General features: G+C 72.2%; 13 protein-coding genes. 3 read left to right on the forward strand and 10 right to left on the reverse strand.

Features of this window, described 5'->3' with window-relative positions; genetic code table 11:
* Positions 1 to 90 precede the first annotated feature (90 nt).
* The 4 genes from infB to rimP all read right to left on the reverse strand — a co-directional run bounded on the left by infB (position 91) and on the right by rimP (position 5,386).
* Positions 91 to 3,195, reverse strand: a complete 3,105-nt coding sequence (gene infB, locus B9W62_RS10645; RefSeq protein ID WP_087806956.1) for a translation initiation factor IF-2 — start codon at positions 3,193 to 3,195, stop codon at positions 91 to 93.
* Between the two features lie 161 nt (positions 3,196 to 3,356).
* Positions 3,357 to 3,662, reverse strand: a complete 306-nt coding sequence (locus tag B9W62_RS10650) for a YlxR family protein (protein WP_087806957.1) — start codon at positions 3,660 to 3,662, stop codon at positions 3,357 to 3,359.
* Between the two features lie 102 nt (positions 3,663 to 3,764).
* A complete protein-coding gene (gene nusA / locus B9W62_RS10655; protein ID WP_087806958.1) occupies positions 3,765 to 4,859 on the reverse strand; it encodes a transcription termination factor NusA in 1,095 nt (364 codons plus the stop codon).
* A 2-nt stretch (positions 4,860 to 4,861) separates the two neighbouring features.
* The gene (rimP, locus tag B9W62_RS10660) at positions 4,862 to 5,386 is read right to left on the reverse strand and encodes a ribosome maturation factor RimP (RefSeq protein ID WP_087806959.1); all 525 of its coding nucleotides are present in this window, start codon (positions 5,384 to 5,386) and stop codon (positions 4,862 to 4,864) included.
* Between the two features lie 365 nt (positions 5,387 to 5,751).
* Between rimP and B9W62_RS10665 the strand changes: the two genes are divergently transcribed.
* From B9W62_RS10665 to B9W62_RS10675, 3 genes are read left to right on the forward strand one after another with little or no spacing between them, the layout of a single operon-like run.
* Complete coding sequence (locus tag B9W62_RS10665; protein WP_087806960.1) at positions 5,752 to 6,300, forward strand: hypothetical protein; 549 nt, start codon at positions 5,752 to 5,754, stop codon at positions 6,298 to 6,300.
* Between the two features lie 3 nt (positions 6,301 to 6,303).
* Positions 6,304 to 6,807, forward strand: coding sequence for a ferritin-like domain-containing protein (locus B9W62_RS10670; RefSeq protein WP_087806961.1), 504 nt, complete (start codon positions 6,304 to 6,306; stop codon positions 6,805 to 6,807).
* 39 nt (positions 6,808 to 6,846) lie between these two features.
* Complete coding sequence (locus B9W62_RS10675) at positions 6,847 to 7,755, forward strand: aminoglycoside phosphotransferase family protein (protein WP_087806962.1); 909 nt, start codon at positions 6,847 to 6,849, stop codon at positions 7,753 to 7,755.
* A 421-nt stretch (positions 7,756 to 8,176) separates the two neighbouring features.
* Here B9W62_RS10675 and B9W62_RS10685 read toward each other — a convergent pair whose 3' ends face one another.
* From B9W62_RS10685 to dxr, 6 genes are all read right to left on the reverse strand, one after another.
* On the reverse strand, positions 8,177 to 9,880 hold the full coding sequence (locus tag B9W62_RS10685) for a proline--tRNA ligase (RefSeq protein WP_087806963.1): 1,704 nt from the start codon (positions 9,878 to 9,880) through the stop codon (positions 8,177 to 8,179).
* Positions 9,881 to 9,953: 73 nt separating this feature from the next.
* Complete coding sequence (locus tag B9W62_RS41115) at positions 9,954 to 10,496, reverse strand: GNAT family N-acetyltransferase (RefSeq protein ID WP_087806964.1); 543 nt, start codon at positions 10,494 to 10,496, stop codon at positions 9,954 to 9,956.
* A 59-nt stretch (positions 10,497 to 10,555) separates the two neighbouring features.
* Positions 10,556 to 11,404 (reverse strand): GNAT family N-acetyltransferase, encoded by an 849-nt coding sequence (locus B9W62_RS10695; protein ID WP_087806965.1) that lies wholly within the window; start codon positions 11,402 to 11,404, stop codon positions 10,556 to 10,558.
* Between the two features lie 99 nt (positions 11,405 to 11,503).
* Positions 11,504 to 12,661, reverse strand: a complete 1,158-nt coding sequence (ispG, locus tag B9W62_RS10700) for a flavodoxin-dependent (E)-4-hydroxy-3-methylbut-2-enyl-diphosphate synthase (protein WP_087806966.1) — start codon at positions 12,659 to 12,661, stop codon at positions 11,504 to 11,506.
* Between the two features lie 254 nt (positions 12,662 to 12,915).
* Positions 12,916 to 14,208, reverse strand: a complete 1,293-nt coding sequence (locus tag B9W62_RS10705; RefSeq protein ID WP_087811848.1) for a M50 family metallopeptidase — start codon at positions 14,206 to 14,208, stop codon at positions 12,916 to 12,918.
* Between the two features lie 8 nt (positions 14,209 to 14,216).
* Positions 14,217 to 15,473 (reverse strand): 1-deoxy-D-xylulose-5-phosphate reductoisomerase, encoded by a 1,257-nt coding sequence (dxr, locus tag B9W62_RS10710; protein ID WP_087806967.1) that lies wholly within the window; start codon positions 15,471 to 15,473, stop codon positions 14,217 to 14,219.
* Positions 15,474 to 15,679 lie beyond the last annotated feature (206 nt).

Raw genomic sequence — 15,679 nt, forward strand, 5'->3', positions numbered from 1 at the left:
TGAACCGTACAACGAACGGCCGGGGCCGATCGACGGATATTGTGCTCCGCCGACCGGCCCCGGACCGGTCACTCCCGGAAGTCGCGGTGCTTACACCCGCGGCTTCTCGCGCATCTCGTACGTCGCGATGACGTCGTCGATCTTGATGTCGTTGAAGTTTCCGAGGTTGATACCGCCCTCGAAGCCTTCGCGGATCTCGGTGACGTCGTCCTTGAAGCGACGCAGACCCTCGATGTTGAGGTTCTCCGCGATGACCTTGCCATCGCGCAGGAGTCGCGCCTTGGTGTTGCGCTTGACCTCGCCGGAGCGGATGAGAACACCCGCGATGTTGCCCAGCTTGGAGGAGCGGAAGACCTCGCGGATCTCCGCCGTGCCCAGCTCGACCTCTTCGTACTCCGGCTTGAGCATGCCCTTGAGGGCCGCCTCGATCTCCTCGATCGCCTGGTAGATGACCGAGTAGTACCGGACGTCCACGCCTTCGCGCTCGGCCATCTGCGCGGCACGCCCGGCGGCGCGCACGTTGAAGCCGATCACGATGGCGTCGGAGCCCATCGCCAGGTCGATGTCGGACTCCGTGACCGCACCGACGCCGCGGTGCAGGACGCGGATGTCGACCTCTTCGCCGACGTCCAGCTGGAGCAGGGAGGATTCCAGCGCCTCGACCGATCCGGACGCGTCGCCCTTGATGATCAGGTTGAGCTGCTGGACCTCGCCGGCCTTCAGCACCTTGTCCAGGTCCTCCAGCGACACGCGGCGCGTGCGCTTGGCGAACGCGGCGTTGCGCTCGCGAGCGGCGCGCTTCTCCGCGATCTGGCGGGCCGTACGGTCCTCCTCGACCACGATGAAGTTGTCACCGGCGCCCGGGACGTTGGTCAGACCCAGCACCTGGACCGGCGTGGACGGACCCGCCTCGGCGACGTTGTTGCCGTTGTCGTCGAGCATGGCGCGGACGCGGCCGTAGGCGTCGCCCACCACCATCGTGTCGCCGACCCGCAGGGTGCCTCGCTGCACGAGGACCGTCGCCACGGCACCGCGGCCGCGGTCGAGACGGGACTCGATCGAGATGCCCTGCGCGTCCTGGTTCGGGTTGGCCCGCAGGTCGAGCGAGGCGTCCGCGGTGAGGACCACGGCCTCCAGCAGGGAGTCGATGTTCAGACCCTGCTTGGCGGAGATGTCGACGAACATGGTGTCGCCGCCGTACTCCTCGGCCACCAGGCCGTACTCGGTCAGCTGACCGCGCACCTTGGTCGGGTCGGCACCCTCGACGTCGATCTTGTTGACCGCGACGACGATCGGGACCTCGGCCGCCTTGGCGTGGTTGAGCGCCTCGACCGTCTGCGGCATGACGCCGTCGTTGGCCGCGACGACCAGGATCGCGATGTCGGTCGACTTCGCACCGCGGGCACGCATGGCGGTGAACGCCTCGTGACCCGGGGTGTCGATGAAGGTGATCTTGCGCTCTTCGCCGTTGACCTCGGTCGCGACCTGGTAGGCACCGATGTGCTGGGTGATGCCGCCGGCCTCGCCCGCGATGACGTTCGTCTTGCGGATGGCGTCGAGCAGTCGGGTCTTACCGTGGTCGACGTGACCCATGACGGTCACGGCCGGCGGACGGACGACCAGGTCGTCCTCGGAGCCCTCGTCCTCGCCGAACTCCAGGTCGAAGGACTCGAGCAGCTCGCGGTCCTCCTCCTCCGGGCTGACGATCTGAACCGTGTAGTTCATCTCGTCGGCGAGGAGCTGGAGCGTCTCGTCGGAGACGGACTGCGTGGCCGTGACCATCTCGCCGAGGTTCATCATGACCGCGACGAGCGACGCCGGGTTGGCGTTGATCTTCTCCGCGAAGTCGGTGAGCGACGCACCGCGCGACAGGCGAATGGTCTCGCCGTTGCCGCGAGGCAGCATCACGCCGCCGACCGACGGGGCCTGCATGGCCTCGTACTCCTGGCGCCTCTGCCGCTTCGACTTGCGACCGCGACGCGCGGGACCGCCGGGACGGCCGAAGGCGCCCTGCGTGCCACCACGGCCACCCGGACCGCCGGGACGACCGCCGAAGCCGGGACGGCCACCGCCGCCGCCGAAGCCGCCGCCGCCACCGGGACGACCGGCGAAACCGCCGCCGCCACCGGGACGACCGCCGCCACCGCCGCCGCCGGGACGACCGGCGAAGCCGCCGCCGCCACCGGGACGACCGCCGCCGGGACGACCGGCACCGCCGGGACCGCGACCGCCGCCACCGGGGCCCGGACGCGGGCCGGCAGCGGGACGCTGCGGCATCATGCCGGGGTTCGGACGCGGGCCGCCGCCGGGACGGGGACCTGCGCCGCCGCCCTGCGGACGAGGCATCGAGCCCGGGCTCGGACGGTTGCCGCCCGGAGCCTGGGGACGGGGACCGCCGCCCTGACCGCCGGGACCCTGCGGACGGGGACCGCCGCCGGGAGCACCACCGGGACCGCCCGGGCGGGGACCGCCCTGCGGACGGGGCGCCTGCGGGCGCGCCATGCCGGCGTTGCCGCCGGAGGTGAAGGGGTTGTTACCCGGACGCGGACCGCCGGGACGACCGCCGGGACGCTGCGCCGGGGCACCGGGACGCTGGCCGCCGGGACGGCCCTGGCCGCCCTGCTGGCCACGGTCCTGACCCGGACCGGACGGCCGGGCGCCGCCGGGCTTGGGGGCACCGGGACGCGCACCGCCGGGCTTCGGACCGGACGGAGCCGGGGCCGGAGTCGACGGAGCGGCGGGAGCCGCCGGCGGAGCGGTGAACTCCGGGGCGGCCGGGGCCGGACGCGGCGCGGGCTTGGGGCCCGGCGTCGGGCGCTGGCCCTGGGACGGCGCCGGCGCGGGGGCCGACGGAGCCGCGGGCTGCTCGGCAGCCGCGGGCTTGGGTGCGGCCGGCGGCCGCGGGGCAGCCGGACGATCCCCCGCCGCCTGAGCGGCGCGGGAGGGGCCCCCAGCCTGCGCCGGGGACGGCGCCGACGGCCTGGGGGCAGCCTTCTTCGGGGCCGCGGGGCGGCCGGCGGACCGGCCGTTGCCGCCGCCCTGCTGGAAGGCGTCTGTCAGTTTGCGTACGACGGGCGCTTCGATCGTCGAAGACGCCGAACGGACGAATTCACCGAGTTCCTGGAGCTTGGCCATGACGACCTTGCTCTCCACACCGAACTCCTTGGCGAGTTCGTAGACCCGGACCTTAGCCACTTCGCTCCTCTGAGGTCCGGGTTGCGTCCGGACCGTCGCTAGTTCATGGGCGTACTCATCGCGTACTCATCGAGTGCTCATCGCAATCTCGACCTGCTTTCGACTCGCGAGGTACCAGACCGCGCGGGGTTTCGCGCGGCATGTCTTCCTTACCACGTTGCTCACGTGCTGCTTTCAGCAACCGTGCTGCAACCTTCTGCCTGCTCGACGTAGTGGCGCAACGCCTTTACGTCGAGCGGACCCGGGACGCGGAGCGCCCGCGGAAACGCCTTGCGGCGCACCGCCTGGTCGACACAGACCGGTACGGGGTGTACGTACGCACCCCGGCCGGGCAGCGTACCGCGTGGATCAGGGGTGCAATGACCCTCGACCGCCACGGTGCGCAGCAGCTCGCTCTTGACCGCTCGCTCCCGGCACCCCACGCAGGTGCGCTCGGGGCATGCTCGGGTACGTGTCCGGCCAGACACTCCTAAGTCTACCTCCCCGGATCGACCTCACCCCTTCGGGGCAAGAATCGAACACGTGCCGCACGCAAAGCTGTCGTGATCTCAGCGCCGTGCGGCTTGGATCTATTCCCCCCGGCCGCGGGACGGCCCGTCGGACGGCCTGTCGGACGACCTGCTGGAGGACCTGTCGGACGGCCTGTCGGACGACCGCTCCGCGGACTGCTCCGCCGCCTGGTTCTCCGGCTGCTCGGTGTCCGGGCGGATGTCGATCCGCCAGCCGGTCAGCCGGGCCGCGAGCCGGGCGTTCTGGCCTTCCTTGCCGATGGCCAGCGACAGCTGGTAGTCGGGCACGATCACGCGCGCGGAACGGGCCGCCAGGTCCACGACCTCCACCTTGGAGACGCGGGCCGGGGAGAGTGCGTTCGCCACCATCTCGGCCGGGTCGTCCGACCAGTCGACGATGTCGATCTTCTCGCCGTTCAGCTCGCCCATGACGTTGCGCACCCGGCCGCCCATGGGGCCGATGCAGGCGCCCTTGGCGTTCAGGCCGGAGCGGGTGGAGCGTACGGCGATCTTGGTGCGGTGGCCGGCCTCGCGGGCGATCGCGGAGATCTCGACGGAACCGTCGGCGATCTCCGGCACCTCCAGGGCGAACAGCTTCTTCACCAGGTTGGGGTGCGTGCGGGAGAGCGTCACGGAGGGGCCCCGTACGCCCTTGGCCACCCGGACGACGTACGAGCGCAGGCGCGTGCCGTGCGGGTAGGTCTCGCCGGGCACCTGCTCCTGCACCGGCAGGATGGCCTCCAGCTTGCCGATGTCGACCAGCACGTTCTTCGGGTCGCGGCCCTGCTGGACCACGCCGGTGACGATGTCGCCCTCACGGCCGGCGTACTCGCCGAGCGTCGCGTCGTCCTCGGCGTCGCGCAGCCGCTGAAGGATGACCTGCTTGGCGGTGGTGGCGGCGATGCGGCCGAAGTCGGACGGGGTGTCGTCGAACTCGCGGGCCGCCTGGCCCTCCTCGAGGTCGTCCGGGTCCTCCTTCGCCCACACGGTCACATGGCCGGTGTTCCGGTCGAGCTCCACGCGCGCGTGCCGGCGGCTTCCCTCGGTGCGGTGGTAGGCGATGAGGAGGGCCGACTCGATCGCCTCGACCAGCAGGTCGAAGGAGATCTCCTTCTCCCGTACCAAGCCCCGCAGGGCGCTCATGTCGATGTCCACGGCTACGCCTCCTCCTCTTCCGTCTTGTTGTCGTGTTCTGTCTTGCTGTCGTTCTTGCGGTTGAACTCGACCTGGACGCGTGCCTTGTCGATGTCGCCGAAGGGCAGTCTGCGGGTGGTGGCCTTGCGGCCCTTCACCCCTGGCACTTCGAGGTCGAGTCCGTCCTCGTCCACGGCGAGGATCCGGGCGACCAGTTCGCCGCCCTCGTGCAGCTGGAAGCGGACCAGGCGGTCCGTGGCGCGCACGTAGTGGCGGTGCTGGGTCAGGGAGCGCTCCGCGCCGGGGGTGCCGACCTCGAGGGTGTACTCCCCCTCGCCCATCGCGTCGGTCTCGTCGAGCTTCGCCGAGAGCGCGCGGCTCACATCGGCGATCCGGTCCAGGTCCGCTCCGGTGTCGGAGTCCACGACCACGCTCAGCACACGCCTGCGGCCGACCGAGTCCACCGCGATCTCTTCGAGGTCCAGTCCCTGGGAGGCGACGAGCGGCTCAAGCAGCTCTCGCAGCCTCTCGCTCTGGGTGGTGCTCATCCGGGTGACTCCTCGGCCGCGTGTGCTGTTGTGGGACGGTGCGCGTGTCTGGTCAAAGGGTATCCGGTCGCGGGGGGTGTTGCCGTCCACCCGGGTCGGGCGGTGCCGATGAGTGGTGGCCGGGCGGGGCACGGGTACCGTGATCACGGGCGGGCGGGATCGCGGGGTTCCGGCGCGTTGGGCGTCGGGCTGTCGTCGTTCTGGCGTCGGGTCGTCGTCGTTTCGGCGGCGTTCGGCGTCGCTCGTCGTCGTTCCGCCGTCGTTCGGCGTCGCTCGTCGTCGTTCCGCCGTCGTTTCTGCCGTTGTTTGTTTGCTTGTCGTCGCTTTGTCGTCGTTTCCGTACGAGTCTGCCGAGGACGTCTGCCGTGTCGCATCCCCCGTCGCCGCGCCCGCTCAGGGGGCCGCGCAGAAGGAGCCTGCTCGCGTCTGCCGCCGGGGCGGCCCTGCTCGCCGGCTGTACCGGGGGGTCTGGCTCCGGCGAGTCCGGGGCCGACCCGTCGGCCGTCGAGCGGGCACGCGCGCGTGCGGCCCGGGACAGTGAGGATCTGGCCGCGCGGTACGCGGCGGTGATCGCGGCCCATCCCGGGCTGGCGGAGCGGCTGGGGCCGCTGCGGGACGACGTCGTGCGGCACGCGGAGGCGTTCGGCGGCGTGCGGGCGAGCTCGCCGGCGGCGTCGGGGACGGCTTCGGCCGCGTCGCCTTCGGTATCCGCTCGGGCCGCCGGGCCGGCGGACGACTCCGGTGCCGTGCCTGCGGACGAGAAGGGCGCCCTGGCGCTGCTCGCCGGGGCGGAACGGAAGCTCGCCGATCGGCGGGGCCGCGCGCTGCTCGATGTGCCGGGTGAGGTGGCTCGGCTGCTCGCCTCGGTCGCGGCGGCCGGAGCCGCGCACGTGTTCCTGCTGACGGAGGGCTGACAGGTGGGCAAGGCGGAGGACGGGCGGCTGGACGCCCTCCAGGCGGCGCTGGCCGCGGAGCACGCGGCCGTGTACGGCTACGGGGTCGTCGGCGGGCGGATCGCCGAGGAACGGCGCGCCGAGGCGCGGACGGCGTACGACGCGCACCGGGCGCGGCGGGACGCGCTGGCGCGCGAGGTGCGGGACCTGGGCGCTGCGCCGGTCGCCGCGGCGGCGGGGTACGCGCTGCCCTTCTCGGTGCCGGACTCGGCGGCGGCGGTGCGGCTGGCGGCCGAGCTGGAGGACCGGGTGGCCGGGGTGTACTCGGATCTGGTGCGGGCGGCCGAGGGCGACGGGCGGGCCTCGGCGGCCGCGGCGCTGCGCGAGGCCGCGGTCCGCGCGGTGCGTTGGCGGGGCGGGAGCGTAGCCTTCCCTGGGCTCGCCGAGCGGGCCGGCACGTCGGCCGGGCGGGGGTCCGCTCCGGAAGCCTCCGACACGGCGACGGCGACGGCATCACCGACTGCGTAACGCGTACGGCATTCCGTACGGGAAGGGAACGGCTCGCGCATGGCTTTCGAACCGCCGCGGCGTTTGGTCAGGGCGCTCGGCGAGACGGCACCGGAGGGTGACGACTGGTTGGCGAAGCTGCCCGAAGTGGCGGAGCGGGCCGTGGCGCAGCGGGAGTTCGCGGTCGAGCGGGTGCAGGTGCCCGGCGGGCGCAGCAGCCTGGTGATCCTGGTGCGGACGGCCGAGGGGGCGCCGGCGGTGCTGAAGCTCGCCCCGCGCCGGGCGCGTCCGGAGGGCGAGCGGGCCGCGCTCGCGCACTGGGGCGGGCGGGGTGCCGTGCAGTTGCGGGAGGACTTGGCCGAGGGGGCCGAGGGCGGCGTGCTGTTGTTGGAGCGGCTGCATCCGGATGTGTCGGTGCGGTCGCTGCCGGAGGCGAAGGCGTTGCTGGAGGCGGCGGGGACCTTGCGGCGGTTGTGGGTGGAGCCGCCGGCCTCTCATCCCTTCGAGACGGTGGCCGAGCGGACCGGGCGGCAGGCCGAGGCGATGCGGGCGGGCGCGGCGGCGGACGCGGAGGTGGCGCCGCTGGTCGACGCGGCGCTGGCGGTGCGGGCCGAGTTGCTGGCCGAGCCGCCGGAGCGGCGGCTGCTGCACGGGACGTTCCGGCAGAGCAAGGTGCTCGCGGGGGACCGGATGCCGTGGCTTGCGGTGGGGCCCGATCCGGTGGTCGGGGAGAGTGCGTTCGATCTGGCGCGGCTCGTGCGGGACCGGGTGGAGGATCTGATCGCCCAGCCGTCGGGGGCGTCGACGACTCGGCGGCGGATCAAACGGCTCGCGGAGTCGCTGGAGGTCGATCAGGAGCGGCTGCGGGGGTGGACGCTGTTCCGGGCGGTGGAGTCGGGGGTGCGGGCCCGGCGGGTGGGACGGGAGCAGGACGCGGAGCTGTTGTTGGAGTTCGCTGGGTGGTTGTGACGGTGTGCGTGCCTGCGGCGCCCGTGCGGCTTCGGGGGGTGCGCGCCATGCCTGCGGCGCCTGTGCGGGTTCGGTGGGGGTGCGCGTAGCGCGGTGCGTGCCGTTGTGGGTCGGGGCCGCGCCGGGGGGTGTCCGTCCTCGGAACGGCGCGGAATCGGTTGGCCACAGATCCTCGCGGCGTTGACGCGCCAACCGCTGCGGGCGAACACCCCCCGACACGACCCCTTCCCGCCGTACGCGGCTGCGGCTCGCCGTAGCCGCGGGCAGTCGTGCCGCTGGGGCGGCACGGGTGGGCGCGGCGGCACCCCGCAAGCGCCGGGCCACGCGACCCACCCCCGCGCCCACACCCACGCCGGGTGCGAGGGGAACGCCGGGCCACGTGACCCACCCCGCCCCCACACCCGCGCCGGGGCGCTCCGCGTCAGCTGGTGAGGCGGGTGAGGGCCTCCTCGACCGTTACTTCCTCGCGCTCCCCCGTACGGCGGTCCTTCAGCTCGACCACGCCCTCGGCGGAGCGGCGGCCGGCCACCAGGATCTGCGGGACGCCGATGAGTTCCGCGTCGGTGAACTTCACGCCGGGAGAGACTCCCGCGCGGTCGTCCACCAGGACGCGGACGCCGGCCGCGGACAGCTTGTCGGAGACCTCCAGGGCCAGCTCGGTCTGGACGGCCTTGCCGGCGGCGACGACGTGGACGTCGGCCGGGGCGACCTCCTTGGACCAGACGAGGCCCTTGTCGTCGGCGTGCTGCTCGGCGAGGGCGGCCACCGCGCGGGAGACGCCGATGCCGTAGGAGCCCATGGTGACGCGGGCCGGCTTGCCGTTCTGGCCGAGGACGTCGAGCTTGAGGGCGTCGGCGTACTTGCGGCCCAGCTGGAAGATGTGGCCGATCTCGATGGCGCGGTCCAGCTTGAGGCCGGTGCCGCAGTTGGGGCAGGGGTCGCCCTCGCGGACGACGACGACGTCGACGTAGCTGTCGACCTCGAAGTCGCGGCCCGCCACGACGTTCTTGGCGTGCGTGTCGGCCTTGTTGGCGCCGGTGATCCACGCGGTGCCGGGCGCGACGCGGGGGTCGGCGATGTACGTGACCTTGTCGCCCAGGCCCTGCGGGCCGACGTAGCCGCGGACCAGGTCGGGGCGGCCGACGAAGTCCTCGGCGGTGACCAGTTCGACGGCGGCCGGGGCGAAGTGCGCCTCGACCTTGTCCATGTCGACCTCGCGGTCGCCGGGGACGCCCACGGCCACGATCTCGCCGTCCACCTTGACGAGGAGGTTCTTGAGGGTGGCCGACGCCGGTACGCCCAGGGAGGCCGCCAGGGTCTCGATGGTGGGGGTGTCGGGGGTGGGGATGTCCTCGGCCGCGGGGACGTCGGCCGCCTCCACGGGGCTCAGCTTGTAGGTGATCGCCTCGGTGTTGGCGGCGTAGTCGCAGTTCGGGCAGTCGGCGAAGGTGTCCTCGCCCGCCTCGGCGGGGGCCAGGAACTCCTCGGACTTGGAGCCGCCCATGGCGCCCGCGGTGGCCGCGACGATGCGGTAGTCGAGGCCCAGGCGCTCGAAGATGCGCTGGTAGGCGGCGCGGTGCAGGGCGTAGGACTCCGCGAGGCCCTCGTCGGCCACGTCGAAGGAGTAGGAGTCCTTCATGAGGAACTCGCGGCCGCGCAGGATGCCGGCGCGGGGGCGGGCCTCGTCGCGGTACTTGTTCTGGATCTGGTAGAGGATGACCGGCAGGTCCTTGTAGGACGACGCCTGGTCCTTGACCAGGAGCGTGAAGATCTCCTCGTGGGTGGGGCCCAGGAGGTAGTCGCCGCCCTTGCGGTCCTGGAGGCGGAAGAGCTCGGGGCCGTACTCCTGCCAGCGGCCGGTGGCCTCGTACGGCTCGCGCGGCAGGAGGGAAGGGAGCTGGACCTCCTGGGCGCCGATGGCGTCCATCTCCTCGCGGACGATGCGCTCGATGTTGCCGAGGACCTTCTTGCCGAGCGGCAGCCAGCTCCACAGGCCGGCGGCGGTGCGGCGCACGTAGCCGGCGCGGACCAGCAGCTTGTGGCTGAGGACCTCGGCGTCCGCCGGGTCGTCGCGCAGCGTCTTCGCCATCAACTTCGACATGCGCTGGACCGGTGCGTTGGCCATGGTTCTCGTGTCTCCTGCTGCGTAAGGGTGGTGCTAGGAGGTTAGCCGGGCGGTCCGGTGCGGTGGAAATCGGTTATCGGCCCGCCGGTGGCCGGTGCAGGGGCAGCGGGGCGCCCATCACCGCGTACGGCTTGGGGGCGCTGGGGAAGAGGACCCGGCGGGCGAGGTCCTGGTAGCCGAGGGAGCGGTAGAGGCCGCGGGCGGGGCTCTCGGTGTCGATCGCGGAGAGGATCGAGCGGGGCTCGGTGGCGGCGTCGGTGATCGTGGTGATCAGAGCGCGGCCCGCGCCGCGGTTCTGGTGGGACGGGTGGACGTGGAGTTCGGTGATGACGAAGGAGTCGTCGAGCCAGGCGTCGGTGCCCCGGGCGCGGAGATAGGGCTCGACGACGGTGGACCACCAGTGGGTACGGTCGTTGGGCATGCCGTAGACGAAGCCGACGAGACGGCCCCGGACGGTGGCTCCGAGGGCTCTGGCGCCCGGGTGGGTCATGTGGCGCAGGACGATCTGACGGCGGACGGCCACCTCGTCGGGGCCGAGGCCGAAGGCGGCGGCTTGGACGGCCAGGGCCTCGTCCACGTGCGCGGAGAGGTCCAGTGGGCCGATCACGAGGTCCATGCGGGGAGCCTACAGGGGGGTTGCGGTTGAAGTGCTGGTGCTGGTGGTGCGCCAGAGGCTCAGAACAGGACGCTCATGAAGGCGCCCACCTCGTGGAATCCGACCCGGTGGTACGTCCGTCGCGCCGCGGTGTTGAAGTCGTTGACGTACAGGCTCGCCACCGGGGCGACGTCCGCGAGGGCGTAGCGCAGGACCGCCGCCATGCCCGGTGCCGCCAGGCCCTTGCCGCGGTACTCGGGGGCCACCCACACGCCCTGGATCTGGCAGGCGCGGTCGGTGGCGGCGCCGATCTCGGCCTTGAAGACGACCTTGCCGTCGGCGTCGAAGTGGGCGAAGGAGCGGCCGGAGCCGACGAGTTCGGCGACCCGGGCCTGGTAGAGCAGGCCGCCGTCGCCGGCCATCGGGGAGATGCCGACCTCCTCGGTGAACATCGCCACGCAGGCCGGCATGATCCGTTCCATCTCGTCCTTGCGGACGCGGCGGACGTAGGGGTCCGGGGCGATGTCGTCGGGGAGGCGGTCGGTGACCATGAGGGGCTGGTGGGTGCGGACCTCGCGGGCGGGGCCCCAGCCCGGTTCGAGCAGGCGCCAGAGCTGGGCGGTGGTGTCGGCGGGGCCGACGATGGAGGAGCAGCGGCGGCCGGCCCGGCGGGCGCGGTCGGCGAAGGCGCGGACGGCGCGCGGGGTGGCGCAGATGGGCACGAGGTTGGCGCCGGCGTAGCACAGGGACGTGAGCATGCCGTGCTCGTACCAGCCCCACATCTCGCCGCCGAGGCGCCACGGTTCGAGTCCGGCGATCTGGACGCGGGCGGCCACGAAGGCGTTCGCGACCGGGTCGCGGTCGAGGATGGCGAGCGCGGCGTCCAGGTCGCTCGGTTCGAGCACGCGGGAGGTGGTCTGCGTCAACACGTGCGGGGGCCTCACCCTGAGATCTGCTGGTCTCCGCACTGTACCTGTCGCGCATATGCCGCGCCGCCCCCCGGGGCGACGCGGCACGGGGGGGGTGGATCAGCCCGCGACGGAGACGGAGGGTTCGCCGGAGGTCACGCCGTCCTTCTCCATCTGCTCGGCGATCTTCATGGCCTCGTCGATGAGGGTCTCCACGATCTTGGACTCGGGGACGGTCTTGATGACCTCGCCCTTGACGAAGATCTGGCCCTTCCCGTTGCCGGAGGCGACCCCGAGGTCGGCCTCGCGGGCCTCGCCGGGGCCGTTGACGACGCAGCCCATGACGGCGACGCGGAGGGGGACCTCCATGCCCTCCAGACCGGCGGTGACCTCCTCGGCCAGCTTGTACACGTCGACCTGGGCGCGGCCGCAGGACGGGCAGGAGACGATCTCCAGGCCGCGCTGGCGCAGGTTCAGCGACTCCAGGATCTGGATGCCGACCTTGATCTCCTCGACCGGCGGGGCCGAGAGGGAGACCCGGATGGTGTCGCCGATGCCCTGGGAGAGGAGCGCGCCGAAGGCGACCGCCGACTTGATGGTGCCCTGGAACGCCGGGCCCGCCTCGGTGACGCCGAGGTGGAGGGGGTAGTCGCACTGGGCGGCGAGCTGGCGGTAGGCCTCGACCATGACGACCGGGTCGTTGTGCTTGACCGAGATCTTGATGTCCCGGAAGTCGTGCTCCTCGAAGAGCGAGGCTTCCCACAGGGCGGACTCGGCCAGCGCCTCGGGGGTCGCCTTGCCGTACTTCTGGAGCAGGCGGCGGTCGAGGGAGCCGGCGTTCACGCCGATGCGGATCGGGGTGCCGTGGTCCTTCGCCGCCTTGGCGATCTCCTTGACCTTGTCGTCGAACTGCTTGATGTTGCCCGGGTTCACCCGGACCGCCGCGCAGCCCGCCTCGATCGCGGCGAAGACGTACTTGGGCTGGAAGTGGATGTCCGCGATCACCGGGATCTGCGACTTCCTCGCGATCACGGGCAGCGCGTCGGCGTCGTCCTGGGTGGGGCAGGCCACGCGGACGATCTGGCAGCCCGACGCCGTCAGCTCGGCGATCTGCTGGAGCGTGGCCCCGATGTCGGAGGTACGGGTGGTCGTCATGGACTGCACCGACACGGGGGCGTCGCCGCCCACCGCCACGGGCCCGACCTGGATCTGCCGGCTCTTGCGGCGCTCCGCGAGCCTGGTCGGAACGTCCGGCATGCCGAGAGAAATCGCAGTCATCTGCTGTGCAACCCCAAGTCGTGGATCAAGGTCCGGCCCCGTTCAGCGGCGGGCTCCGGCCTTCGAGATTACGGCACCGAGATGAAGGCCGGGCACGCGGCGTACGGGAGATGCACCCTATGGCGTCCATCTGCCGGGTGAGGCGAGTGAAGCCCGGCCCGGAGGGACATGCTCTCCGGATCGGGCTTCTCGTCGGACCGGTCGGACGGTCCGCGGTTCCGGTGACCTGGCCGGTGCCGCGGAGGGTCCGGCCGTCAGCTGATGCGCACCGGGTTGACCACGTCCGCCACCAGCACGAGCAGGGTGAAGCAGACGAATACGCCCGCCACCACGTACGCCACCGGCATCAGCTTCGCCACGTCGAAGGGCCCGGGGTCGGGCCTGCGCAGCACCTTCGCGGCGCCGCGGCGCAGCGACTCCCACAGGGCGCCCGCGATGTGGCCGCCGTCGAGCGGCAGCAGCGGGAGCATGTTGAAGAGGAACAGGGAGAGGTTGAAGCCGGCCACCAGCATGACGAACATGGCGAGCTGCTGGGTGGGCGGGATGTCCAGGGTGGCGATCTCGCCGCCGACGCGGGCGGCGCCGACGACGCCCATCGGGGAGTCGGCCTCGCGCGGTCCGTCGCCGAAGGCCGCGTCCCACAGGGCGGGGATCTTGGCGGGCAGCGCGGCGAGGGAGTCGACGGCGTCGCCGATCCGGTCGCCCATCCAGGTCACGGACTGGCCGAAGTCCTGTTTCACCACGCCGGTGGCGGCGCTGAAGCCGAGGAAGCCGGCGGTCACGTACTCGCCCTGGACGATCTGTCCGTTGGAGTCCTTCTTGGCGACCTTGTTGGTGGCGATGGTCGCGTGGAGGGTGATCTCCTCGCCCTTGCGTTCGACGACGACCGGCACGTCCTCACCGGGGTTGGCGCGGATCAGGTTGGACAGCCTGTCCCAGTCGTCGGTCCGTACGCCGTCGAAGGCGACGATCTTGTCCCCGGCCCTGAGGCCCGCCGCGGCGGCCGGGGAGGCGGGGTCGGACTTGGCGCAGTCGTCGCGGTTCTCGCTCTGCGAGATGACGCACTGCGAGACGGAGCTGACCGTGGTGGTCTGCTGGGAGATGCCGAAGCCCATCAGCACCGTGAGGAAGAGCACCACGGCGAGGATCAGGTTCATGAACGGGCCGGCGAACATCACGATGACGCGCTTCCACGGCTTGCGCGTGTAGAAGAGGCGCTTCTCGTCACCGGGCTGGAGTTCCTCGAAGGCGGCCGAGCGGGCGTCCTCTATCATCCCGCGCCAGGGCGAGGTGGAGCGCGCCTCCATGCGGCCGTCGGGGCCGGGCGGGAACATGCCGATCATGCGGATGTAGCCGCCGAACGGGATGGCCTTGACCCCGTACTCGGTGTCGCCCTTCTTCTTCGAGAAGAGCGTCGGTCCGAAGCCCACCATGTACTGCGGCACCCGGATGCCGAACATCTTGGCCGTGGACAGGTGGCCCAGCTCGTGCCAGGCGATGGAGAAGAGCAGACCGACGGCGAAGAGGACTATGCCGAGGATGAACATCAGGGTCGTCATGCACGGGCCTCCGCCGTCTGTGCCGCCAGTTGCCGGGCCCGGGCGCGTGCCCAGGTCTCCGCTTCGAGGACGTCCGCGACGGTGAGCGAGGTTCCCGTACGGGGGGTGCCGTGCTCCTCGACCACCCGCGTGACGGTCTCCATGATCCCGAGAAACGGCAGCGCGCCGGAGCGGAACGCCTCGACGCACTCCTCGTTGGCGGCATTGAACACCGCCGGGGCCGTGCCCGCGAGCTGTCCGACGTGCCTGGCCAGGTCGACGGAGGGGAAGGCCTCGGTGTCGAGGGGGAAGAACTCCCAGGTCGAGGCCTTGCTCCAGTCGAAGGCGGGCGCGGCGTCGGGGACGCGTTCGGGCCAGCCGAGGCCCACGGCGATGGGCCCGCCCATGTCGGGGGGCGTGGCGTGGGCCAGGGTCGATCCGTCCGTGTACTCAACCATCGAGTGGACATACGACTGCGGGTGCACGACCACCTCAATGCGGTCGAAGGGAATGTCGTAGAGCAGGTGGGCCTCGATCACCTCCAGGCCCTTGTTGACGAGGGTCGCGGAGTTGATCGTGATCACCGGGCCCATGGCCCAGGTGGGGTGGGCGAGGGCGTCCTCGACGGTGACGGCCGCCAGCTGGTCCCTGGTCCGGCCGCGGAACGGGCCGCCGGAGGCGGTGACGACCAGCTTGCGCACGTCGGCGCGGGTGCCGGCGGCCAGCGCCTGGAACAGGGCGGCGTGCTCGGAGTCGACCGGGATGATCTGGCCCGGCTTGGCCAGCGCCTTGACCAGCGGGCCGCCGACGATGAGCGACTCCTTGTTGGCCAGCGCGAGGGTGCGGCCCGCCTCGAGGGCGGCGAGGGTGGGCGCGAGTCCGATGGAGCCGGTGATGCCGTTGAGCACGGTGTGGCAGTCGGAGGCGGCGAGCTGCGTGGCCGCCTCCGGCCCGGCGAGGATCTCCGGAAGCGGCTCCCCCGCGCCGTACTGCGCGGTGAGCGCCTCGCGCAGCGCCGGTACGACGTCCTCGCGGGCGACGGCGACGGTCCGCGCCTTGAGCCGGTACGCCTGCTCGGCGAGGAGGCCGACCCGGCCGCCGTTGGCGGACAGGGCGGTGACCCGGAAGCGGTCCGGGTTGCGCAGCACGAGGTCGATGGCCTGGGTCCCGATCGACCCGGTGGACCCGAGGATCACCACGTCCTTCGGGCCGTCGCCCGCCACCGGGTCGTAGACGAGGTGGGGGTCGGCGAGTGGGGCTGGACTGTCGCTCATTCCCCCATTGTGTCCGCAACGGCCCTCCGGGAGGACAGCGCGTCCCTCGGTCGGGTGTCGCGGGCCCGTACGAGGGACGGCCGGGGCCGGTCGGCCGGGGCCGGTCGGCCGGGGCCGGTCGGCCGCGCCCCTTCCGCCGGGACGGTCCGGTGCGGCAGGCGCCCGACGCGAGTCGCCGGGAGCCTGCTCCGGTCCTGCCTGCGGGG

This window comes from Streptomyces sp. CS113 (genome assembly GCF_002188365.1).
In the GTDB taxonomy this organism is placed as follows: domain Bacteria; phylum Actinomycetota; class Actinomycetes; order Streptomycetales; family Streptomycetaceae; genus Streptomyces; species Streptomyces tendae.

What these genes read in the sequence shown, in the direction of transcription:
- rimP (WP_087806959.1), bottom strand. Translation starts at nt 5,386, where the DNA reads ATGAGCACCACCCAGAGCGAGAGGCTGCGAGAGCTGCTTGAGCCGCTC.
- B9W62_RS10675 (WP_087806962.1), top strand. Translation starts at nt 6,847, where the DNA reads ATGGCTTTCGAACCGCCGCGGCGTTTGGTCAGGGCGCTCGGCGAGACG.
- B9W62_RS10685 (WP_087806963.1), bottom strand. Translation starts at nt 9,880, where the DNA reads ATGGCCAACGCACCGGTCCAGCGCATGTCGAAGTTGATGGCGAAGACG.
- B9W62_RS41115 (WP_087806964.1), bottom strand. Translation starts at nt 10,496, where the DNA reads ATGGACCTCGTGATCGGCCCACTGGACCTCTCCGCGCACGTGGACGAG.
- ispG (WP_087806966.1), bottom strand. Translation starts at nt 12,661, where the DNA reads ATGACTGCGATTTCTCTCGGCATGCCGGACGTTCCGACCAGGCTCGCG.
- B9W62_RS10705 (WP_087811848.1), bottom strand. Translation starts at nt 14,208, where the DNA reads ATGTTCATCCTCGGCATAGTCCTCTTCGCCGTCGGTCTGCTCTTCTCC.
- dxr (WP_087806967.1), bottom strand. Translation starts at nt 15,473, where the DNA reads ATGAGCGACAGTCCAGCCCCACTCGCCGACCCCCACCTCGTCTACGAC.